This is a genomic window from Bacillus sp. FSL L8-0167 (genome assembly GCF_038630295.1).
In the GTDB taxonomy this organism is placed as follows: domain Bacteria; phylum Bacillota; class Bacilli; order Bacillales; family Bacillaceae; genus Bacillus; species Bacillus safensis.
Genome location: NZ_CP152027.1, coordinates 397,012 through 420,765, shown reverse-complemented (window position 1 = coordinate 420,765; position 23,754 = coordinate 397,012). Strand labels below are relative to the sequence as shown.

The 23,754-nt window shown below is 45.6% G+C and carries 8 protein-coding genes; 4 read left to right on the top strand and 4 right to left on the bottom strand.

All coding sequences use genetic code 11. The annotated features are described in order from the left end of the window. The first annotated feature begins 167 nt into the window (after positions 1-167). From MHB66_RS02035 to MHB66_RS02025, 3 genes are all read left to right on the top strand, one after another. Positions 168-812: a YitT family protein gene (locus MHB66_RS02035; protein WP_046314013.1), complete on the top strand. Its 645-nt coding sequence runs from the start codon at positions 168-170 to the stop codon at positions 810-812. 82 nt (positions 813-894) lie between these two features. Beyond that, positions 895-1,482: a hypothetical protein gene (locus MHB66_RS02030; RefSeq protein WP_046313875.1), complete on the top strand. Its 588-nt coding sequence runs from the start codon at positions 895-897 to the stop codon at positions 1,480-1,482. 61 nt (positions 1,483-1,543) lie between these two features. Next, positions 1,544-2,236: a 4'-phosphopantetheinyl transferase superfamily protein gene (locus MHB66_RS02025; RefSeq protein WP_046313873.1), complete on the top strand. Its 693-nt coding sequence runs from the start codon at positions 1,544-1,546 to the stop codon at positions 2,234-2,236. On the opposite strand, the gene MHB66_RS02020 is transcribed toward MHB66_RS02025, so the two are convergent. Then, positions 2,233-3,570 carry a PLP-dependent aminotransferase family protein gene (locus MHB66_RS02020; RefSeq protein WP_046313872.1) on the bottom strand — a complete coding sequence of 446 codons (1,338 nt, stop codon included), beginning with the start codon at positions 3,568-3,570 and terminating at the stop codon, positions 2,233-2,235. The genes MHB66_RS02025 and MHB66_RS02020 overlap by 4 nt on opposite strands. Positions 3,571-3,700: 130 nt before the next feature. On the opposite strand from MHB66_RS02020, the gene MHB66_RS02015 reads away from it, so the two are divergent. Further along, on the top strand, positions 3,701-4,615 hold the full coding sequence (locus MHB66_RS02015) for a DMT family transporter (protein ID WP_046313870.1): 915 nt from the start codon (positions 3,701-3,703) through the stop codon (positions 4,613-4,615). Between the two features lie 36 nt (positions 4,616-4,651). On the opposite strand, the gene MHB66_RS02010 is transcribed toward MHB66_RS02015, so the two are convergent. Genes MHB66_RS02010 through MHB66_RS02000 form a run of 3 tightly spaced genes read right to left on the bottom strand, consistent with a single transcriptional unit; the run spans position 4,652 to position 23,742 of the window. Continuing rightward, entirely contained in the window at positions 4,652-5,392 is a 741-nt protein-coding gene (locus MHB66_RS02010; RefSeq protein WP_034284180.1) for an alpha/beta fold hydrolase, read from the bottom strand. A 6-nt stretch (positions 5,393-5,398) separates the two neighbouring features. Beyond that, positions 5,399-13,594 (bottom strand): non-ribosomal peptide synthetase, encoded by an 8,196-nt coding sequence (locus MHB66_RS02005; RefSeq protein ID WP_046313867.1) that lies wholly within the window; start codon positions 13,592-13,594, stop codon positions 5,399-5,401. A gap of 14 nt (positions 13,595-13,608) precedes the next feature. Further along, positions 13,609-23,742, bottom strand: a complete 10,134-nt coding sequence (locus MHB66_RS02000) for an amino acid adenylation domain-containing protein (protein WP_342490570.1) — start codon at positions 23,740-23,742, stop codon at positions 13,609-13,611. Positions 23,743-23,754 lie beyond the last annotated feature (12 nt).

Below are 23,754 nucleotides of genomic sequence, written 5' to 3'. Positions count from 1 at the left end.
AAAAAAAACAATCCGAAAGTCTTGCTGCCTGTTTTGATGTTTTGACCCTTACAATTCGACAAAATTCTTTTTTTGAAGTAAGCGATTACAATTGAGCAAAGCCATTTAAAGGGGGGTGAGAGTATGTTACGATGGAAATCGAGTGTTTAAGAAAGAAGGGAAAGCTTTTGAAGCGGGAACATCTTTTACGTTGGTTTTTTTATTTTGTTGGATTGATCGTACTAGCTTTTGGACTATCGCTGACAGTGAAAGGGAAGATCCTTGGGATTGGTCCTTGGGACGCTTTCCACTACGGACTGTTTCAGCATTTTGGACTCACGATTGGACAGTGGTCCATCATTATTGGTGCACTCATTGTGACACTGACTTCTGTTTTTACGAAATCATTTCCAAAGGTCGGCGCATTACTGAACATGGTGCTGATTGGCGTGTTTATTGATTTCTTTAATGCGATATTACCTGCGCCACACGGTTATTTTCCGGCCTTATATATATTTATTACAGGTGTTGTTGTTTCTGGATATGGCGTTGGCATTTATGTTTCAGCCAATCTTGGCGCTGGGCCACGGGACTCATTAATGCTGCTCATCTCAGCGAAAACGGGGCTGAACGTACAGTGGGTTCGAAATGGCATTGAGTTAACAGTGCTTTTGTTTGCATGGATGCTCGGTGGACCGATTGGCATTGGAACGATTTTGACTGCGATCTTCACAGGTCTTGTCCTTCGTTTCTCCTTGCCGCAATCAACACGGCTCCTGCAGCTGCTCATTACAAAAACAGCAGAAAAACCTGTTCAAACCCTTACAAGATGAAAGCAAGCCATTCTATAATTAGAATGGCTTTTCTTGTGCTAAAATAAATAAACAGAATATTCACATACTGGAGATGAGACCTATGCAGCTTTTCCACTATCATTACTGGACACCATTTGTTGAAGAGACAGAACAAACATATCGTTCGCTAGGCTTTGAGGTTAAAGGCCGTTTCACAAAGGATGGCGCCTATCATCCCCCGCTGACATGGGATGATTTTAGAGAAGAGCAGCCGACTTTTCGAATCATCGAAATGAGAAAAGGACAGATCAATATCACATTTGGCTATAGCAAAAAAGTCCTTTTTGATCACATCGGCTTTCTTGTCTCAGACGAAGAATATGATCAACTGCTTGCACAAGCTAAAGAACTAAACTGGCCAATCCAAGCTGGGGAACGGAGAACGTTTCTTTCGACACCTCTTCGTTTAAGGCTTGAATTACAGCGCCGTACAGATGTCATTGAAACTGGAACCGATGCGCTGCATGCTATGACAATTGCTGTTCCTGATTTGTCACAGACACCTAAAGTCGATCAGCTGCTATCACCTTTGCATCAGCCCATTCACTGGCAAAAAGGAGAACGGCTTTCCCTGCTTGACGTGATCATGACGGATGTTGATGGAGTTGATACAACTGATCCGAATGGTGTTCACATCGTAAATCGTTAATGGACCCTTTTGCACGCCGCTCTCCAATGGTACAATCAATGTAAAAAATTAGAGGTTTGTTATGAAGATATTTGCTATTCAATTACAACACTTAGATGAAATTGATGCACGACAACAAATAGATCGTCTGAAACCCTTTGTTTCAGCTGAAAAGCGTGCTGCCGCTGAACGCTTTCGTTTTTTGATCGATGCAAGAAGAACCTTGTTAGGTGAAGTGCTGGTTCGTCAAACGATCCATGATATGTACGAGCTGCCTATGGACCAGATCGTTTTTGAAACAGAGGGCAATGGCAAACCTGTCGTCCGGCAGCTTTCTTCTTTTCATTTTAATCTTTCTCACTCTGGCGATTGGGTCGTTTGCGCAGTAGATGATGCACCTGTGGGCATTGATATTGAGGAAATCAAGCCTATTGATCTGGCGATTGCCAAACGATTTTTTTCAGCGGATGAGTATCAGGATTTACTCTCACAGCCGGCAGAACGGCAGGAAGCCTATTTCTTTCATCTTTGGTCAATGAAGGAGGCCTTTATCAAGCTGACTGGAAAAGGATTATCCTATGGGCTTTCGTCCTTTACAGCCCGTCTGTCAGAGGATGGACAGGCTGCGTTAACATTACCTGATCATGAAGCGCCTTGCTTTGTTCAAACATACTCACTTGACCCTGCCTACCAAATGGCGGTATGCACACGAAAGTCTGCTGCGGCTGAAAGCGTTGAGAGGCTCACTTGCAGTGATGTCCTGTCCCGCCTTTAATAACGCTTGCTTTGCTGAAATACCGTCTTTAATAGATCGACTCCACGTGTGATCTGCTCTTCTTTCACCTGCCAGATGTTCAGCTGAAGAATGGGGTCCTTTTGATAGGACTGCAGGTAATGGCGGTCAATTGGCTGAATGGAAACAGATGCCTTTTTCAGCTGCTGAATGAGCTGGTTCATGGGAATCGACCGGTCGACACGTACATGTGTATGGGTAGCCGGCTCCTGTTCTCCCAGCTGATAAGCGCTCTGATCATTTTTTAAACTTGCCACAAGCTGCTTGGAGCGGTTTCGATAGGTCGCCCGCATCCTGTCTCTATGCCGCTCAAACATCCCGCTTTTTAAATATATTTCTAAGGCTGCCTGGGACAGCATGGAGCTGTCGATATCAATCAGCCGTTTGTGTTCGCTAAAAGGCCGAATCAGTTCTTCAGGTAAGACGACCGCTCCTGTTCGCAGCCCCGGAAAAATGATTTTAGAAAAGCTTTTCAAATAAATGACCTTTCCAGCCTGATCGTACGAGTAGATCGGGTCTCTTTTTGTGTCGAATTCTAAATCTGCTATATAATCATCCTCAACAATGTAGACATCATATTTCTCAGCAAGGGCTACAATCGCTCTTTTTTCTCGTTTTGATAAACTCGTTCCAAGCGGGTTTTGAAATCTTGGCATCGTATAGAAAAAACGAATCTCCTCTTCTCGAAAGATATGCTCTAATTCGATAAGATCGATCCCTTTTTCCGTCCGCTGAATTCCGCGCACAGGCAATTGATTTTTCTCTAAATATTGGAGATATAAGTGATAACCCGGCTGTTCGACTAGTATGGTTTGTTTTCCATTTGGAAAAGGAATGGTGCTTAAAATGGATAAAGCGAGCTGAATACCAGAGGTCATGACGATCTGTTCTGGATGAGCAAACACTTGATAATCCATTAATCGCTTTGAAATGACTGGCAGCAGTGATGGTAAGCCGTTGGCTGTGCCGTAAATAAATAAGTCATTTTGATATAAATCGATCGCTTGGTTGATGCAGTGCTGGAAATCGACATATGGAAACACAACGGGATCAGGTGCAGATGAAGCAAAATCAATCCATGTGCCGTCCTGCTTGTCTGCTCGCTGCTTCGTTTTCACGACATAATAACCGCTTCTTTCTACAGAATACAGCAGATGTTCACGCTCCAATGTATCCAGCGCCTTGATGACAGTGCTTTTACTCACTGCATATTGAGCCGCTAAGTGGCGAATGGATGGAATTTTCATCCCAGCACTGTACTCACCAGAATCCATTTTTTCTTTTAAGCTCAAGACAAGCTGATCATATTTCCTCAAACCTTTTCCTCCTTGTACCGGTTCAGATATCATGTTCTCTTATTGTACACGTTAGATGATCCGATTACGATAGAAGAACAGAACCGGTCAATTCATTTGAAGCATGCATGCTCATATAAGGAGTCACGTTATGAATATGTCAAAACAAAAAGCGTATGCTGCCGCGATCGCATACGCGTCTATCATTGGTTTTTCCTTTTTGTTTGTCAAAATAGCATTAGAATCAGCAAACCCAATCGATTTATTGGCACACCGCTTTACCGTTTCTTTTGCTGCCGCTCTATTGCTGTATCCGTTTCTACGAAAAAAGTATCGCATATCCATTCAATGGCGTGATCTCATTTATATCGTACCGTTTTCCTTGCTTTATCCTGTTTTGTTCTTTGCTTTTCAAGTGTGGGGATTGATGTATACATCTTCTTCAGAGGCTGGCATCATTCAAGCGACGATTCCCATTCTGACAATGCTGCTTGCAGCCTGGTTTTTAAAGGAACGTGCGACTTGGATACAAGTGCTGTTTACCTTTCTTTCTGTGTGCGGGGTGATGCTTCTCTTTGTCATGAAGGGAATTGATGTCAAGCATTCTCACTTCATCGGCTATGTGCTGATTTTACTTTCAGCCCTGTCATCCAGTGCATATAGTGTTTTTGCCAGAGTGATTACAAAACGATTCCATGTGATCGAACTCACCTTTGTGATGACCTTCTTTGGCTTTGTCTTTTTCAATGCCGCCGCGCTTACCCGGCATTCGATCAATGGGTCATTGCCGGAGTTTTTCAGTCCATTTACAGAAGCATCCTTTGTATGGTCGATGCTCTTTTTAGGTATTCTTTCATCTCTTCTTACCGCATATTTATCAAACTATGCACTCTCACAGCTAGAAGCAGCAAAGGTCAGCATCTTTAACAATTTATCCGCGTTTATCACGGTCGCCGCCGGGGTTCTCATTTTACACGAAACGATTGATTGGTATCATCTCATCGGAGGGGTGCTGGTCATTGGCGGGGTGATTGGCGGGAATGTGGTGAAGAAACAGCATTCATAAGTAAAAGCGGCCTCATTAAAGAGGGCCGCTTTCTTTTTAATGTCTAATCAATTGCTGCTTGGCTGTAAGCTCAATGACATGTCTCATCTCTTCTGCAAATTGCTCAAGGTGTGTGTTGATATACATGTGGCCTCCATCGAAATTAGTGCGCTCGATGGTTTTTGCCCATTTTAGCCAGCCGCTTGCATCCTGCATGCATTTCTCATCTTGCTTCCCATTGAATAAATAAACAGGTGTGTCGATGATCGATTGATCTGTGTGCTGGAAGGTTTCCAGTGCCCGGTAGTCTGCACGCAAGGACGGTGTAAAGTAATCCATCATTGGTTTGTTCTCTAGTAATTCCTTTGGAATCCCGCCCATTTCGGCAATATGCTGTACAAATGCTTCGTTGGATAAATGCGTCAGCATCTGCCGTTTTGTTTGCGGAGGCTGAATGGCTGAGATCACCACTGCTGCAGGATAAATTCCTTCCTTTTCTAGCAGCTGGGTTAGTCTGTATACCACAAGCCCACCCATTGAATGTCCGAACAGAATAAATGGGCGGTTCAATTTGTTCGTGAGTCCTTCTTTGTACAGCTCTGCCAGCCGGTCAATGCTTGATTCAAGCGGCATGAGATTGGTGCCGTGCCCTGGGGGCTCTGCTGCTGTGATTTCGGCCACGTCTTTTAGCTGTTCAAAGAGCGGACGGTATGAGGCAGAATATCCGCCGGCAAAAGGAAAACAAATAAGCTGAATGAGATCTGATTTTTTTTCAAAGGTTTTCAATAACTGATTCATACGTCTTTACCCCTTTATAATCGTTTGAAGAATCCGTGCAAGTTCATCTGCCTGCGGTCTTTTCATCATGGTGACATGGTCGCCTTTGATGTGGTAATACGAGCACGACTCTTTCGTATAAGCCTCCCAGTCTGCGAACTTCTTCTGGAAATCGCTTGCGTGATCACTGCTTTGGACAATATAAAATGGCACAGGGAATGGTTCTTTTTCTAATTCAATGGCTTGTGACATGATCGTATTATGCGTTTGCATTTGCAAATATTTATCTAAATATTGATCATTCATGAATTGATGAACAACTTCATCCTTTTCTGCCTCTTTGAGAATTTTCTGCTTTACTTCTTGGAAGGTCAATCCTTGTAAAGCTTCTGGCTGAATGCCGACCAGATTCCCCATTCCAAGGACAAGCGCGAGCATTTTCACTTCTTCTTCGTTCATATCGGCATGAAGTGCCTGATCTGCCTCATCTCTTAGCACTGGCACCGTATCTAAAATGATGAGCCCTTTCGGTGCTTTCCCTGCATGGCAGAGCCGCTGATTCATTCCGTAGGCAAGATGCCCGCCCATTGAATGGCCTGCGAGATAGTCAATGCCCGGACGGTAGAACGTCTCAATAGCTTCAATAAAAAGGGTTACAAGCTCCGTGTAATGGAGGAATTGCGGCTCTTCATCCTCATATAGGCCAGGAGACTGCAAGGCATACACAGCACCTTGATGTGTCATGAGCTTAGCAACATCAATATAGCCCATCACCGTTCCACCAGCAGGCGGCGCAAAGAATATTCTCGGTTCGGCTGGATCGCCTTTTTTCAGTTCGATCACGTAGTCCTTCGGAGACCTTTCGACGTTCTCAGCGGCTTCTGGCACTGCGTCCAAATGTGCGGCTAATTGCGCAGGCGACGGGTGCATGAAAATCCATTTTGGATCAACACGAACACCTTTTTCTTTTAATTTGGCCACAGCCTGAATACTCATAATGGAATCGCCGCCCAGATCAAAGAAGGAATCATGCATACCCACTTGCTTCACACCAAGCACTTCCTTGAAAGCGGCGACAATCCGCTCCTCCGTTTCGGTGACAGGTTTGTCGTCATCATGGGAAAGGGACATTGTTTCTGTTGGCTCTGGCAGCGCTTTTTGATCAACCTTCCCGTTCGTTGTCACCGGCATTTCATCCAGTACGACAAAGTAACTTGGAATCATATAGCCTGGCAGGCTTTCCTGCAAAAAGGCTTTCCAGCCCGGAACAGGGTTTTCTCCGTTTGTCACAAGGTAGGCCGCCAGCCGTTTTGAGCTGCCATACGTTTTGGCGATGACTGTACATTCTTTGATTTGTGGATGCTTGAGCAGGGCTGTCTCAATTTCTCCGCATTCAATTCGGTAGCCTCTAATTTTCACCAGGTGATCTTTTCGGCCAAGATATTCAATGGTGCCATCTGACCGCCATGTACCAAGGTCGCCTGAACGATACAGCTTGTCTCCCTTTAGTTCAGGAAAAGGATTGTCAATAAACCGCTCCTTTGTCTGCTCTGGATCATGAAGGTAGCCTTTCGCAAGGCCGGTTCCGCCGATATAAATTTCTCCTTTGACGCCTGCTGGTACTGGATTGAGCGCATCGTCCAGTATGACAACAGTTGAGTTCGACACCGGCACACCAATTGGAACTGATTTTGCGCCTGCTGGCACGTGTGTGACTTGATGTGTTGTGGCTAATGTCGTGTTTTCTGTTGGACCGTAAGCATTGACAAGCACACCTTCCATATGCGGCAGTGCCTTTCGTGCATGCTCACTAGACATGGCTTCCCCGCCAACGAGTAATGTGCGGTAGCCTGCCACACTTTTTGGATCGTGCTCCACCAGTCGATTAAATAATGCGGTTGGCAGACAGTTGGCTGTCACTTGATACGTTTTGATGAATTGCGTTAATTCTTCCATATTCAGTGCTGCATATTTTGGGAGCAGAATCAGCTGACCGCCATTCAGCAGCATTCCCCATAATTCAAATGTAAAGGCATCAAAAGCATAGTTTGAGAGCTGTAGCATTTTGTCATCTGGACCGAGCTTGATATAGTTTGTTTCTCTCACTAAGCGGATAACTCCTGCATGAGGGAGCATCACGCCTTTTGGTGTACCTGTTGATCCTGATGTGTAATTGACATAGGCGATCTGGTCTTCACCTATAATCGATGATTCTCTTTGATACACTGCATTTGTTTCTCGTATTGGCTTGTCCATGATAATCCTTGTACCTGTAAAGCCTACTAGACGATCTGCAAGATGAGACTGAGTGATGATCACATCGCTTTGCGTATCACGAACGATGAGACGGATGCGTGCATCAGGATATTCAGGTGACATCGGAACATATGCAGCACCAGATTTGATGATTCCTAGTACCGACACAATCATGTCAAAGGAGCGATCAAATAGCATCGGGACAAGGGAGCCTGGTCCAATTCCTTTTGACTGCAAGTAAGCAGCAAGCTTTGTCGCCTTCTTATCCAAGGCTTCATACGTCATGTGTTCATCCATATAGGACAAGGCAATACGATAAGGATCACGCTTCACCTGTTCTTCAAACAATTCTTGAAGCGTCCGCTTTGGATATGGCGTATCTGTTTGATTTTTTCCTAGAATCATGGCCGCCTGTTCCACTTTGTCCATTAAGCAATAATCAGCAAATGTACGCTCAGGCTGTGCCGTCATGCCATCTAGCACATGGAGATAATAGTTCATATAACGATGAATGGTCTCTTGATCAAATAAATCCGTATTGTATTCCACATGAATCGACAGCTGCTCTTCCTGTTCAAATATATGAAGGGTGAGATCAAATTTAGATACTGTATGATGGACCATCACATGTTCACTTGTCAGCCCTTTAAGGTTTACATCGAGCGAATCGGTGACATACCCCATAGCCGCCTGAAAAATAGGTGACCGGCTTAAATCTCGATCTAACGAAAGGTCATCGACAAGCTTATCAAATGGATAATGCTGATGTTCAAAGGCTTTTAACGTCATCTCTTTCACGTTTTCCAAGAGATCAGCGAACGTCTCTGCTGTTGAGACGTCCTGTCTCAGCGCAAGTGTATTCACAAACATCCCAACAAGCTTCTCTGATTGCTTGGCATCCCGGCCCGCGATAGGCGATCCAATGATGATATCCGTCTGTCCGGACAGCTTGTGAAGCAGGACGTAGTACGCGGACAGCATCGTCATGAACAAGGTCGTGCCCTGCTTTTTGGACAAAGCCTGCAAGCGTCGGATAAGCGGTTCATCCAGTACAATTTGCTCTGTAGCACCGTTAAATGTTTGAACCGGCGGACGAGGACGGTCAAACGGCAGCTCCAGCACTGGAAGTTCACCTTGTAACGTATTGAGCCAATAGGTTTGGTCTTTTTGATGATGCTTTAATTGTTCATTCTCCCAATGTACATAGTCTGTCCATTCGATTTCTAAGGCTGGGAGCTGCGGCGTTTCATCTGCAAGCAGTGCGTCATATGCCACTTCTAATTCCTGAATGAGCAGGCTGAGTGACCATGCATCTGAAATGATGTGGTGCTGCGCGCAAAGGAGATAATACTCCTCCTTGCCCATATCTACTATCGTCCACTGCGCAAGAGGCCCTCTTTCTAAATCATAGACACGTTCTGCCTCTTGCTGAATGAGCTGCTTGAGTCTTCTCGCTCTTGTTTTTTCATTAAATAACGAGAAATTGGCCACTGTCACAGATGGCGGAAGGTCTTCACGAATGAGTTGAACCGGCTTGCCGCCAAGTGATTTAAATACTGCCCGAAGTGCTTCATGCCGTTTTGTTAAAAGACCAATCGCTTTTGTTAATGCTTGAATGTGTAATGGTCCTGTCAGCTTCCAAGCACCTAATATATTGTAATGATGGCTCTTTTCTAATGTGGATAAGAACCAAATACGCTTCTGGGCATGAGACAATTCATAGCTTGTTTGCTTTTCAAGCTTTGGAATTTCAGCCTCCTGAACGGCTGGCGCCCCTTTGATGTCATCAACCATTTGCGCCAGATGTGCCAGATGTTTGCTTTCAAATAATATTTTTAAAGGCGCCTTCATTGAAAATTCATGATTGATCCGGGAAATGGTTTGAGTCGCTTTTAGTGAATGTCCGCCAAGGTCGAAGAATTGATCCTCTTTGTACACGCGATCTACATCTAAAATGTCCTGCCATATGGCGGCAAGAACCTGCTCTGTCTTCGTTTCTGGTAATTGCTTTTCAAGACTTTGTCCATTTTTGTGATGATTCAGTTTGAGGGCTTCATGATCAATAAAGCCATCTTGTTTTTTCGGTATTTCCTGTACTTGCTGAATGTCCCATTTGCCTGCTGCGGCGCTCGTGATCTCTTCAACATGCACTTCTTTGCCAGGCTGAACGGTGTAAAAAAGCTTTTTCTCAAAGACCGGTATTGGAGCTGGCTGAAGATACCCGGCGATGTCTGGGTTTGCTCCGTCCAGACCAATAAATAGATGCGCTTCATTGAGCCGGACACCTAAACATAATGAATGGAGACCTTGTTTCTTTCCAATCAATTGAAATCCCTTGCGAACGGTGAGAGCTGCTCCGGTATGCCCCTTAGACAAACCGAGATTATCCCACATACTGAAGTTCAAAGAGATTGCTCGTCTTCCTTCTTGAAAGGTGAGAGCGTGCGCGAGTCCATCTAAAAAGCTGTTGGCCGCAGAGTATGCCCCAAATGTTGTGCCGCCAAAAAAGCCATTGACCGATCCAAAAAAGACAAACGGTACTGTCGGATCATACTTAAAGGCTTCCTGCAGGACCCATGCCCCGTCTGCTTTCCCTGACATTTCTTTTGTGAAATCCTCTTCTGACGTATGAGCCAGTGTATACTTGTCCGCCTGCTGAAAATGCTCAGACACATTACCAGCACCGGCCAAATGCAGCACACCCCGGATCGATTGTCCAAAATGCTTTTCTGCTTGATAAATCGCCTGTTCGACGTCACGTAAGTTGGTCACATCTGCTTGGATATAAATGACGTCACCAACATCTTTTAGCTGTGAGAAGGCTTCTTTCTTTTCCAAGCTGTCTTCCAGAGATGTCCGTCCAATCAATACGAGCTTTAAGCCAAATTGGAGCATCTGCTTAGACAGCTCAAACCCAATTCCGCCAAGTCCTCCAGTCAATAAATAAAGACCTTCATATTCTAAAAATCCTCCTGTTTGAGGCGCTTCAATCATATTGACTTTTTCCAGCTTTGGTACGAATCTGTCCCCATTTCGGTAAGAAACCTCTGCTTTTATATGAATCGCAGACAATTCTTCCGCAATATGCTTGGCATCCTGTTCTACATCCTCCGCTTCAATATCAAGATGAGACACCTCTGCTCCTTCCCATTCTTGCGGAATGGTTTTTAGCAGACCGACAAGCGTCGTTTTCTCCACATGAAGATCGTCTCCAGGCTTCACAAATTGACCGCCTTTTGTCACAACGACAAGACGGATGGGCTCTTTATTTGCTTGTCGCAATGCTTGATACAAGTACAAAATGGATTGACCCGTGCTGGCATGCAGCTCTTTGAACTGCGCAGGATCCACGATGTCTTCTTTGCCTGACACATTCCACAGATGGAGCATGCGCCCGGTCTTTAGTTCATCTGCTTCAAGTGCGGCAACGAGCCTGACGTAATCCCCCTTGATTCTCGGATTTATCTGGTACATCCCTTTGGACAGACGCAAAAATTCATGCCCTTTTCTCACAGAAATATATGGCTGTTTCTTTTGCTCAAATTGTGCGTAAAGCGATTGATAAAGTCCTTTTTCATCCTCGAAAACGAGAACATGGTCAGCAAAAGGCTGAGTTGGACCGATATGCTCCTTAGCCCAAATGCGTTTGAAAAACCAGTCTGGGAGTGTTTGTTCATTTTCAGAAGCAAGATCCAGTGCCTGTTCAATGTCACGGAATGCTCCATCTTTTAGTGCTGCGCCTAACTGGGCACGCTGGATTTTCCCACTCTCCGTTTTTGGAAATTGGTCTTTTTTCACCGGAATGATGTGATCGGGCTCTATGCCGATTTTTCGAATGATAGCCTCTCTTATCTGTTGAATTATCGCGATTTGTTCCTCTATTGAATCCCTTTGTGAGACAAAAAAGACGGCAAGCGTGTCATTGCTTGATTCGGGATTATAAATGCCGTACGCAGCGGCAAAGGTGACTTCGACCCCGTCCACCTCTTCTACAACCGCTTCAATTTCGTAATTCAAATAGTTAGCGCCGTTGATAACAATGATGTCTTTTTCTCGACCTGTCAGAACGAGACGCCCTTCATGAATAAAACCTAAATCCCCTGTGTGAAACCAGCCGTTTTCCGCAAAAACTTCTTGATTGGCTTCTTCATTTTGATAGTAGCCCATCATAATTGTTGGACTCTTCACTTGCAAGCGCCCAACCTGATCTTCTGGCAGCACCTCGTGATGCTCATCTACAATTCGAATCCATACAGAAGGAATCGGCGTGCCGACTTCTGTAAACGTCATCTTGTTCGGATGATCGTGCGTCACATATTCGATCTCACTTGTTAACGAGGTCTGATCAATCGTCAGCTGTCCATCCTGTTCACTGTTCCGCATAAATTTCTTTGACTGAACAATGGCTGAGGATGTTTCTGACATACCGTAAGCAGGTACCATCGCATGACGGCTTAATCCATGCTGCCCCATGATATGCATGAAGCGCTGCGTGACTTTCGGAACAACCGCTTCGGCTGCATTCATGATATAAGTCAGAGTAGACAGGTCCCAGCACCCCTTACGAATGTCGTCCTCATATTCATTCATCATGGCAAAAGCAAAGTTTGGTGCCCATGTTCTTGTGACACCGTAGGTTTCTACCCAATCCAGCCACACCATCGGCCGCTCGATAAATTGATCGATGGATGGACTAATCTGCTGGCAGCCAAGGTAGACGTCATGTACATGAAACATGACAATTCCACCAACATGATCAAGCGGCATCCAGTTAAGCGACACATCCTCATGTGTAAAGCCGTTTACCTGCTCAAAAGCAATAATTCTAGATAAAATGCTTTGATGATGATGACGGATACACTTTGGAACACCCGTACTTCCTGAAGACAGGAGCTGCAGCACAGGCTCATCCGGCTCCGGCTCATAATGCTGTTCATCTGGTTCATACGCCAGCAATGCTTCAATTGTTAAGATAGGCATGACCTTTGCTTCAAATGTCTCGCGCAGCCCAGCAATGTCCTCAGCACTTGCTTCATTCGTAATAATGAAAGGTTCATTTTGCAGCTGAAACACGCCCTTCAGCTTATTCACACCTTGATTCATTTCATCATAAACAGGAGGCACAGAGACCGGGGTCGGAATGATTCCTCCGAGAATACAGCCCCAGAATACCGTGATAAAATCTTGATGATCTTTCAATTGAAGTAACACTTGATCACCGTTTGTCAGTCCTGCTGCCCTTAAACCGCACAGAACCCGTTCAGCGCTTGTTAGTAATTCAGGATAGGTTTGGGTCAACGTACGCCCGTCTTCTTTCATATAGGTCACCCCGCGGTCTGGTGACATAAAGGCTGATCGAATCAGCACCTCTGTCAGTGTGACAGGTGTGCCTGGTTTTTTGATCACATCTCCGCCATACACAAGTGCGGGCGGCTTCTCATGGACAGATGATGGTTTTGTTTCGCTCGCTTCACTTTTCGAAAGCGGTACATTCCCTTGGGTACGCTGTCGATCAGGAAACAGATCATCTAAGTGATAGGGCGTTCGTTTTTCTGGCTGACTTTCAATGAAAGCAGCCGCTTCCTCTACACCATCTATAGCTTTGGTGCGCTCTTCTATCTTTCTTAATTCCTCTTGATCTATGATTTCAATTGAAAGCAGTGCCTCTTTGTCGACTGCTCCACTTTCTGTCTTTGGCAAAGAAGGTAATAAGACGAGAGCGGCTGGCACTTCATGAGGATGAAGCGGACCTTTCATCAGATCCTCTCTTGTCAGCGAAGGGTCCTTCGCCTGTGCAAATAGCACAAGCGATAGACTGCCTTCTTGATTTTTCTTCGGAATGATTGCACATTCCTTAAGCGGAAAATGAAGCATCATGACTTGCTCTAATGCTTTGAGATCCATTCGTTTTCCGTTGATTCTGACGATATGATTTGCTGCATGTCCTTTTCGTCTACTCACTAACATCGTTTCTTCTCCTCCTACATCCAATCCAAAATCTGAATCTTGTTTTCTTCAGTCCAAACGCCGACATCCCCTGTCGGATAGAGGTATTCACCAGTTTGATGTTTGAATGGATGCGGAATTTTATGCGTCTCCATCCAATCGGCAAGCTCCCCGCAAAATGCTTTGATGTCCTTTGCGCCGATAAAAATATCTCCAGGAAATCCTACCGGCATGAGCTGATGCGCTTCGCTCAGGACATATATTTCCGTTTCACAGGAAGGATCATGCACACCTGAATAGACCTCTTCTTGATCTGGGTACAGCACGCTGACTTGTGCATTTTTCGCCCAATCGGTGATCATCCGCTCTTTTTCTTCATTCGTGACGATCGTGAAGGAAGAGAGGGGTGTCTCCATTTGTTCTGTCATGGCTTCAAGTGTGTGGATCAGCTGCTGCATCAGCGATTGTATTTGCTTTTCTGTATATTGATTGAAGCGGTATGTGACCCGCAGCTCCAGCGTCTCCCCCGGAACTGCCACAAGGGTCAGGTCATAGTTCGTTTCTTCATGACTCGCAATGTCTAAAATGCGTACGCCGTATGGCTCGATAGATTCAATCGGATAGTTTTCAAACACGACAATACTGTTAAACAATGAATCTCCATTCGGGATGTGGGTCAGCTGCTGAATATCCGGCAGTACGGTATATTCGAATTCCCGCATCTGAAAAACTGTTTCCTGCGTATGTGCCAGCAGCTTGGAAATGGTCCACTCTGGCGTGATCGGCAAACGGAGCGGCAATGTGTTAATAAAGAGCCCTGTCATGCTTTCAACCTGTGGTAAGTCCGCCGGCCGTCCTGATACTGTCACTCCGAATACAACATCCTCTGACCCTGAATGAAGATGCAAAAGCAGCCCCCACGCTGTTTGAATCAGGGTGCTCATTGTCACCTTCTGCGTGCCTGTCATCTCTTCGAGTTTCTGCTGCATCTCGGGCGTTAGTTTGATACTTAGCTGATCAACACCTGCTTCTTGATCCGAAGCATGCCCGCCGTCTCCTGGAAGCGGTGTAGCCTCCTCTACTCCTGACATATAACCTTTCCAGAACTCTAGCGCCTTCTCTTGATCCTGCTTTTGCAGCCACTCGATAAAATCTTTATATGGACGTACAGCAGGAAGATCCACCTCCCGTTCATCCACAAGAGAGCGATACAAAGAAAAGGATTCTTCAATAAAACTGAACAAGCTCCAGCCATCAATTAAAATATGATGAAAGCTAAAAACAAACGTGCATGTGTTTTCATCACGATGGAATAAAGCAATACGAATCAGCGGTTCATCCGTATTTTCTAGTTTGAAATCCTTTGACCGATCTGTTTGCAAATATTGCTGAATGGCTTCCTTCTGATCCGTTTCACTCAGGTGGCGCACATCGTGCTGAGTGAGCTGAATACTTCCTTCTAATTGAATCAACTGAACAGGCTCCTTTAGCCCTTCCCAAGCAAATGTTGTCCGCAAAATCGAATGACGCTCTACTAGCAGATTCCATGCCTTTTCATAGGCTGCGCCGTCCGTTAAGCCTTCGAGTGTCATATGCACTTGACCAAAATACGCCTGTGACGCTTGATCTAATAATGCATGAAACAGCATCCCTTGCTGCATTGGAGATAGTGGATACACATCCACTACACCATCTGGAAGCTCATCGATTTGCTTTTGCGTCAGCTGAACCATTGGAAAATCAGATGGCGTAAAGCCGCCTTTTGTCTCTACACAATGCGTCAGAATATCCTTCATTTTTTCTTTGAACCGTTCAGGTAACAGGCGCACCTCTTCATACTGAAGCAGTTCACGATGGATCATAAAATTCATCTGAAGCTGACCGTTCACAACATATCCGTACACATCGATCAAATGCTGTCTTTCTGCTTTTGGATCATGTACAAGTCCATTTCGTTCATCTGCTAAATAAAGATGTGCTTCACCGTATATTTGATCTAACTGTCCAAGATAATTAAAGCTCATCTGCGGCGCTGCCTTTTTGAGTAAACGAGATGCTGTCATGTATTGAAGCAAGCCATAGCCGATTCCCTTTTGCGGCACAGCTCTTAAGGTTTCTTTAACATCTTTGATTTGTCTCTCAATATCGGTTTGAATAAAAGGAATAAAAATAGGATAAGAGCTTGTAAACCATCCGACTGTTCGTGACAAATCCATCTGTTCAAATAAATCCTCGCGTCCGTGCCCTTCTAACGTTATGAGCAGCGGCTTTCCAACGGCTTGCGTGAGTCCGGATAAGAGTAAATCGTTTACCTCTGTTCGGTACGCTTGTGATGCCTGCCTTAGTAAAATATCTGTTTGATCCTTCGTCAATTGAATAGACAAAATCTCTGCATGTTCTTCTATATTGAAAAGTGCAGGTGTTTGAAAAGGAGAACCCTCTTCCTCTTGGCTCGTGATCTTTTGCCAAAAAGGAACCTGCTCTTGTAATTGATCGGTTTGTGCGTATTCATAAAGAGCATCTGCCCACTGCTGATAGGACGCAGTTTTCTTTGCAAGCGCGATTTCCTGCCCTGCCGCAAGCTGCTTCAGTCCATTTAATAGGTCTTCCTGTATGATGCGCCATGAGATTCCATCCATCACAAGATGATGGGCAGCGATAAAGAGTTCAGACGTACCATCACTTGTGTGAAAAAGAATGGCTTTGATGACTTCTCCCCGCTCTAATGACAACGTTTCTTGACAAGCGGCGGTCTCCATGCGGATTTGTTCCAGCGCTTCCTCATGAGAAACACTCGTCAAATCAAAAAAGGTGACACAAGGGGTGATGCCAGGCGCACGAATGGTTTGAATCCATGATCCATCTGCTGTTTTTGTATACATCGCTCTCAGCATATCGTGATGATCGACAATTTTTGAGAGAACCTGTGTCAGCTGCTTTAGCTGTATAGATTGCTTGAATTCCATATGCGCTGATAAATTCCAATAATCTTGGTTTGTCATTGATTGCTCAAAGAACCATGATTGGATTGGAAGCAGACGAACATCTCCTGTGACAGGCGACTGATCATAGAACGCAGCAGCATCTGACCTTTTCATAGCGAGTGCCAGCTGTGAAATCGTCTGTTTTTCAAATACATCTCTCGGCTGAATGACGTAGCCTTCCTGTGCTAAGCGCGCCACCATTTGTATGACAATAATCGAATCCCCGCCAAGCTCAAAGTAGTTATCATGTACGCCAATCGAAGGCGTACCGAGCAGCTGAGTCCACACTTTTTCCAGTAAGCGTTCTTCCTCACTGAGTGCCCTGTCAGCCGGTATGTCCACTTCTTCCTGTCTCCACTCTGGCGGCGGGAGACGTTTTTGGTCTACCTTGCCATTTGCCGTGAGCGGGAGTTCCTCCAGCTCTATTAATAGGCTTGGCACCATATAATCTGGCAGTATTTCTTTTAATTGATAACGAATGTCTTGCGTGGTCATGCTGCCCTTTTGGACAAAATAACCGATCAATCGCTTGTGACCACTCTCATGCTGATGCGGAATGACCGCACATTCTATGATGTCTTCAAAGCGCAGCATGGCGGCTTCAATTTCTCCGCATTCGACGCGGTGTCCGCGAATTTTTACTTGATGGTCGATTCTTCCAAGGCAGTCGATGATGCCGTTTGGCAGCCAGCGGCCCATATCGCCTGTTTTATATAAACGCGCTCCTTCTTGGAAAGGATGCGGGATAAATGATTGCGATGTTTTTTCTTCATCTCCAAGGTATCCGAGTGCGAGCCCTGTACCGCCTACGTAGATCTCTCCAATGACACCTTGCGGAACCGGCTGCAGCTGGTCGTCTAGTACATAGGCCTGTGAATACGCAATTGGCTGACCGATAGGAACCGAGGTCTGCCCCTCATCCACTGCCCGAATGTGATGCACACAGGAGAACGTCGTATTCTCAGTTGGTCCATAGCCGTTTAATAGGCCTTCAGGCAGATACGGCAGCGCTTTACGGATATGAGCAGCTGACAAAGCATCACCACCGACCAATAATGCATCGAATCCAGATAAAGCTTCTGGATGTTCCTCTGTTAATCGGTTAAACAGCGGTACTGTCAGAAATCCTGTTGTGATCTTGTAAGATGTCAGCGTGTCAGCCAGTGTATCCATTGATAAGATCGTATTTCGATCGGTCAGTATCAGCCTTCCGCCGTTGAGCAGGGCTCCCCATATTTCATACGTAAAGGCATCAAAGGAAAAGCTCGCGATTTGCAAAATACGCGTTTGTTCATTAAGGGTGACATAATCTGTTTCACATACAAGCCGGATGACCGCTTGATGCGGAATTAAAACTCCTTTTGGCTGACCGGTTGATCCTGATGTGTAATTGATATAAGCGAGTCCATTAGGTTTTAAAGCAGCAGACTTGAGTTCTGCCTCTGATAAAAACTCTTCATACCCCTGATCAAGACAAATGAGCTCGGATTGACTGATCGAGACTTGTTTCAGCCATTCATTTTTTGTCAGTAACAGCTGAATACCTGTATCCCTCAGCATATAATCAATGCGTGCATCTGGATATTCAGGATCAATTGGGACGTAGGCCCCGCCTGCTTTCACAATCGCCAGCACCCCAAAAATCATTTCAGGCGACCTGTCAATTAGAAGCCCTACTGGTTCATGCGGCTTCACTCCTCGCTGCTGCAGATAAGCAGCAAGCCGGTCGACTTTCTCTTGTAACTCCTGATACGTCCACTGTTTTTCCCCAGATTCGAGGGCGATCGCATGAGGTGTTTTTTTCACCTGCGCTTCAAACCGTTCTGTGATGAGAAGCGGGCCTGCTGGTTGTTCTGTGCTGCCGCTCCATTCATAAAGCAGCTGATCCCTCTCTTTCTCTGGCAGGTAATTCATTTGTCTGATTGGCTGTGCTGGATTTTCACAAATACACGCAAGCAGCTGCTCGTAGTAACGAAGGAACCGATCCATCGTGTCGTCAGAAAATAAGTCTGCATCATACTCCAGTTTTACTTGAAGACCCTCCGCCCCTTCAAAAACAAACAGGGATAGATCAAATTTAGCCGTATCGTTATCTTCAATGGCTAAAACGGATGTCGCCTCGCCCATCGGAGAAGCTTCAAGGGGCAGGTTTTGCAGAACAAACATGACCTGAAACAGCGGCTGCTTGCCAGCCTCACGTACAATATTCAGCTCATCTACCACCATCTCAAACGGCACATCCTGATGCGCATAGGCGCCCATTGTTGTTTCCTTCACTCGCTCTAATAGCTCTGTGAAAGCTGGATTGCCGCTATGATCAATCCGAAGTGCCAGTGTATTCACGAAAAATCCGATGAGCTGCTCCATCTCCGTCCGATTTCTCCCGGCAATGACGGATCCAATGACAAACTCATCCTGTGAAGACAATCGATGCAGCAAGGTAGAGAAAGCCGAAAGTAATGTCATATAAAGGGTGCTGTCTGTATTTTTAGAAAGAGCAACCAGCTGGTCAGACAGCGGCTTCGACAAGCGGTATTTTTTCGTTTTTCCCCTATAGGATTGAACGGCCGGACGCGTGTAGTCATACGGCAGCATCAACTCTTCCACAGGTACCGCAAATTGCTCCTTCCAATAGGAAAGCTGCTTCTGAAGCGTTTCTCCCGTCAAATACTCCTTCTGCCAAAGTGCGTAATCTGCATATTGAATCGGCAGCGGTGAGAGATCAGGCTCCCTCCCTTCGATCATCGCTGTATACCACTCGGACAGCTCCTTTGCGGCAATGCCAATCGACCAGCCATCTGACACGATGTGGTGAATGGACATCAGCAGCAAATGATCTGTGTCTGACAGCCGAATTAGTTTCGCGCGAAAAAGTGCATCATGCTCTAAGCGGAAAGGTGTGCCCGCTTCTTTTTTCGCCCACTCAGCCGCTTTTTGTTCTTTTTCTTCCTGTGATGAAAGATCTGATACATCGACAACCTCAAGCGCTGGAAGAGTCATATGCTCATGTATGATCTGTACCGGTTCATCGCCGTTCATTGCAAAGGATGTTCTGAGTGATTCATGCCTTTGCACCATTTGCTGCAGGCTGCGCTGAAGCACCTTTACATCTAAAGGTCCATTCATCCGAAAGGAAATCGTATTATTGTATAATGGCAGATCAGGCTGTAATTGATAGAGAAACCACTGTCTTTGCTGAGCATAGGACATCGGAAGCTCCTGACCCTTTTCTATTTTCCGTATCGGAATCGCTTCATCGGCTTTGGCATGTGAATCAATCCAGTCGGCTAACTCTCCAAGTCTCGTATGCTCAAAAAGAACAGCGAGCGGCACGTCAAATCCCGTTTTCTGTCTAACAGCAGACAGCATTTGCGTTGCCTTGAGCGAATGACCTCCGAGTAAAAAGAAATGATCACCACAGCTGATGTTTGAGACATCAAGCAGTTCGGACCAAATATGTGCCAAAAGTTTCTCCGTCTTAGTTTGAGGTGCTCTGTCCTCTGAATCATGTCCACTTTCCTCTATTAATTCATTGAAATACACTTCGTCCGGCATCCCATCCTCTGTTTCTTTCCAGTATTCTTCAGGATATAGATGGACGGAACATTCACCAGAGAGACGAGACTGTATACACGTATAAATGGATTGATACAGCCTTTCTTCAAAAGCCTTTGTTTGATCGGTTTTGAAAAAGACATATACGGCCTGCTCTGTTTGTATTTCCCCTTGTATCATCTCTTGAATTTCCTGCTTCGACCGATCCAGCCCGATATAAATGAGAGGAGCATCTGTCATCAAGCATGCCAGCATTGTTTGAATGCCCGCCCGTTTTGGAATCGGGAAATAACCTCTTTCTTTTAGCATGCCTTTGATCATTGAGCCTTCACTCATTCCGGTCTCATCCCACATGCTAAAGCTAAAGCAATACGGCTTTACAATAGATGTCAGCCTCTGATAATGAGCAAATTGTTCAACGAACTCATTGGCCGCGCAATAAGCGCCAACGGTCATACCGCCCTTTAACGTTCGAGCTGACGAGCTGGAAAGGAATAAGACATTGTGCCGTTTAGAGGCTGCTTCATGAAGCGAAATCGTGCCATATACCTTCGCTTCGTACATCGCATGTAATGAAACAGACGTCATGTCACGAAGCAGCTCTTCTTGAATAATGCCAGCGAAATGAATAACGCCATGCAGCCTTTTGCCTAAAGCCGTCTCCTGTTTTGAAATCAGGGCTTCAATGGCTTTTGCGTCAGTAATGTCTACTTTTTCATAAAGAACGGTGCCGCCGCGCTTTTCCGCTAGATTCTCAAGTGAAATCAATACGTCATGCTGCTCCGCAGATAAAGCCTCTCGCGCCTTTCTTCCAACCAGCACAAGATGCGCTTGATAGGATGTCAGCAGGTGCTCACTCAGCATTCGTCCAATGCCGCCAAGCCCGCCTGTCATCACATAAAGCCCGGAAGATTCAAATGGCGGTTTCTTCACCCTTTGTTCTTTTTCTAGATGAAGCGGTGTTAAAAGAGGAGTATAACGAACACCTTCGCGATAAGCGGCGATATGATGGCTTGTGTCATGTGTGAGCTCTGTCATGATCGATGATGCATGAGAACGGCCAGCATCGGGTTCTGTCAGAGAAAAATCAAGACACCGCACCTTGATAAATGGCCATTCATGCTGAACAGCTGTCATCAGTCCTGCTGTCGTTGCTTTCTCCACATCATGTGTTTGATCTTCCGGCAAGTTCATCGCATGAGCAGAGACAAAGGTGATCTCTACCGGCTCCTCATAGGCAGCGATCGCTTTTGTTACATATAAGGCACTCATGCTGCCAGTTTTCTGTGCTTCTTTTGCCAACGCTGCATGAAGTGTGTCTTCTTGAGTTGTGTAGTTCCAAAGGTGAATGATTTGTTTCACCGAAACGCCATACGAACGGAGTGTCTCAAAGAGTTGTTCGTAGTCAGACGGCCGATTCGGGTGGATGATGAAGTGTGTATGTGTGAGTTGTGTGAATGCTTGACCCGGTTCAACCGTAATATACGTTTGTTCATTGCTTGAAAGGGATTTTAATTGATCTGCCAGCCCTAATGTGTCTGCAAAGATCACCATGTTCCCTGCTGTTTGTTTTTCAGCTTCATGAAGCGGAGCAGGTGTCCACTCCTTTTGTAAACTCCAATCAGGCAAGGTGTGTTCATTTTCAAGTCTAATGTCCAGCTCCTTGATGATTTCATCAAATTCGCCTTCCTGCCATCGCTTCTTGAGCTGTGCCCTTTCTATTTTTCCAGAGCTTGTTTTCGGAAAGGCATGCTTCTGGACAGGAATCACACGCGATGCAGACAGCCCCATTTTTGTCGCAATATGGGATTTAATATCCTGACTTGCCCTCATGATATAAGAAGGTTCATACAGCTTCGGTGTAAAAAAGAGAATCAGCTCGTCGGATGCAGATGCTTCCATCCGGGCGGAACAGGCCGCTACAAAGCTCGTTTCGACGCCGGGTACTTCCTCTGCAATGACTTCTATTTCATAGTTGTGATAATTTTTCCCGTTGATGATGATCATGTCTTTTTCTCTTCCGGTTAATGTCAGCCTTCCTTCGTGCAGAAAACCTAAATCCCCCGTGTGAAACCAGCCGTCTGTTTGAAAGACTTCTTGATTCGCTTCGTCATTCTTGTAATAGCCCTTCATTGTCGTCGGCCCTTTAATTTGCACACTGCCAATATGATCTTCGGGAAGAAGCTCATGCTGATGATTCACGATACGAATCGTGATACCCGGAATCGGTCTTCCCAGCTCTGTAAAGCTGACGGTTCCTGTCTCACGTGCCTCCGCTGGTCTTAGCTGCTCTGTGAGTGATGTTTCCTCAAAGGTTAGAACCCCGCTGCTTTCATCTCCCCGCTCTATCGCAAAAGAGAAGACAACGGCTGAAGAGATTTCAGACATGCCGAATGCCGGTCTAATGACGTCTCCCTTTAAGCCGTGCGGAGCCAGCAAGTGTAAAAATCGGTGAATCGTCTTCGGTACGACCGCTTCTGCCCCATTGATCATACAAGTCATAGCAGAAAGATCCCAAGATCCTGACGAAATGTCTTTCTCATAATCATTGATCATCGCAAATGCGAAGTTAGGCGCCCATGTTTTCGTTGCACGGTAGCGGTCCATCCAGTCAAGCCAGCGCAGCGGCTGAGCGATAAAATCATCTGTTCTTGCCCGAACCTGCTCACAGCCCGTGTACACATTGACTAGGTGAAACATCACAATACCGCCAATATGATCTAAAGGCATCCAGTCTAACGACACATCCTCTTGTGTAAACCCATTGGCTGCCACTGTTCCTTTGACATTCGCCAGCACGCTTCGATGAGAATGTTCTACGCATTTGGGCATCCCTGTACTTCCAGACGTTAAGATAAAAAAGACTGAATCATCCGGTGACGCGGGATAAGTTTCTATATCTCTTTCTAAAGAAAGCATCGGCTCAACGGCTGCAACACGTAACTTGTCTGTATGCCACAATAAAGCTAAGCCTTGCACCTCATCAATCAGCGAGTCATCTGTTAAAATGAGCGGATGCTCCAGCAGGTGCCACGCATGATGAAGTTTCTTCACGGAGGCATTCATTTCCCGATAGGTCGGTGCAGCGGACACTAGTGTTGGAACAAATCCGCCTAACACACACGCCCAAAAGGCTGTTACCATCGCATGATTGGATGAAAACTGAAAGAACACAGGATCACCCGGTTCAAGTCCTAATGCCCTCAAACCTGTCAGAACCCGCTCAGCGTCCTCCTTTAACTGCGCGTAGGATTGCGTGAGTTCATTCTTACTATTGACGATATAAGTCAGACCATTTGTCGTTTTTGCCGCCTCTGTTAAGGCGTCCTGTAAGGTTTGGGCTCCTGCGTTAACATCTAGATCCCCTCCATAGGAAAGGGCGGGCGGCATGTCCGCTAAAGCAGGGGAAGCCGTTTGCGTCTGTATCGATTCAGCTGCGGCCTCCTGCTCCATGTGATTGTCGAGAAATAAATGAGAGAGGTGATATGGCCGCGGTCGAATGGTTTTTTCACGAGAAAAAACAGCGAAGCGTTCGATTTCGTTGGTTTGTAAAATGGTTCTCTGTACATCTTGTAAAATCGTATCCATTGTTTCATGTACATTTGGTTCGTTCATAATTGATGGTTTCATATGAGTTCCTTT

Coding starts and splice junctions, on each gene's coding strand:
- MHB66_RS02030 (WP_046313875.1), top strand. CDS start 895: ATGCAGCTTTTCCACTATCATTACTGGACACCATTTGTTGAAGAGACA.
- MHB66_RS02025 (WP_046313873.1), top strand. CDS start 1,544: ATGAAGATATTTGCTATTCAATTACAACACTTAGATGAAATTGATGCA.
- MHB66_RS02015 (WP_046313870.1), top strand. CDS start 3,701: ATGAATATGTCAAAACAAAAAGCGTATGCTGCCGCGATCGCATACGCG.
- MHB66_RS02010 (WP_034284180.1), bottom strand. CDS start 5,392: ATGAATCAGTTATTGAAAACCTTTGAAAAAAAATCAGATCTCATTCAG.
- MHB66_RS02005 (WP_046313867.1), bottom strand. CDS start 13,594: ATGTTAGTGAGTAGACGAAAAGGACATGCAGCAAATCATATCGTCAGA.
- MHB66_RS02000 (WP_342490570.1), bottom strand. CDS start 23,742: ATGAAACCATCAATTATGAACGAACCAAATGTACATGAAACAATGGAT.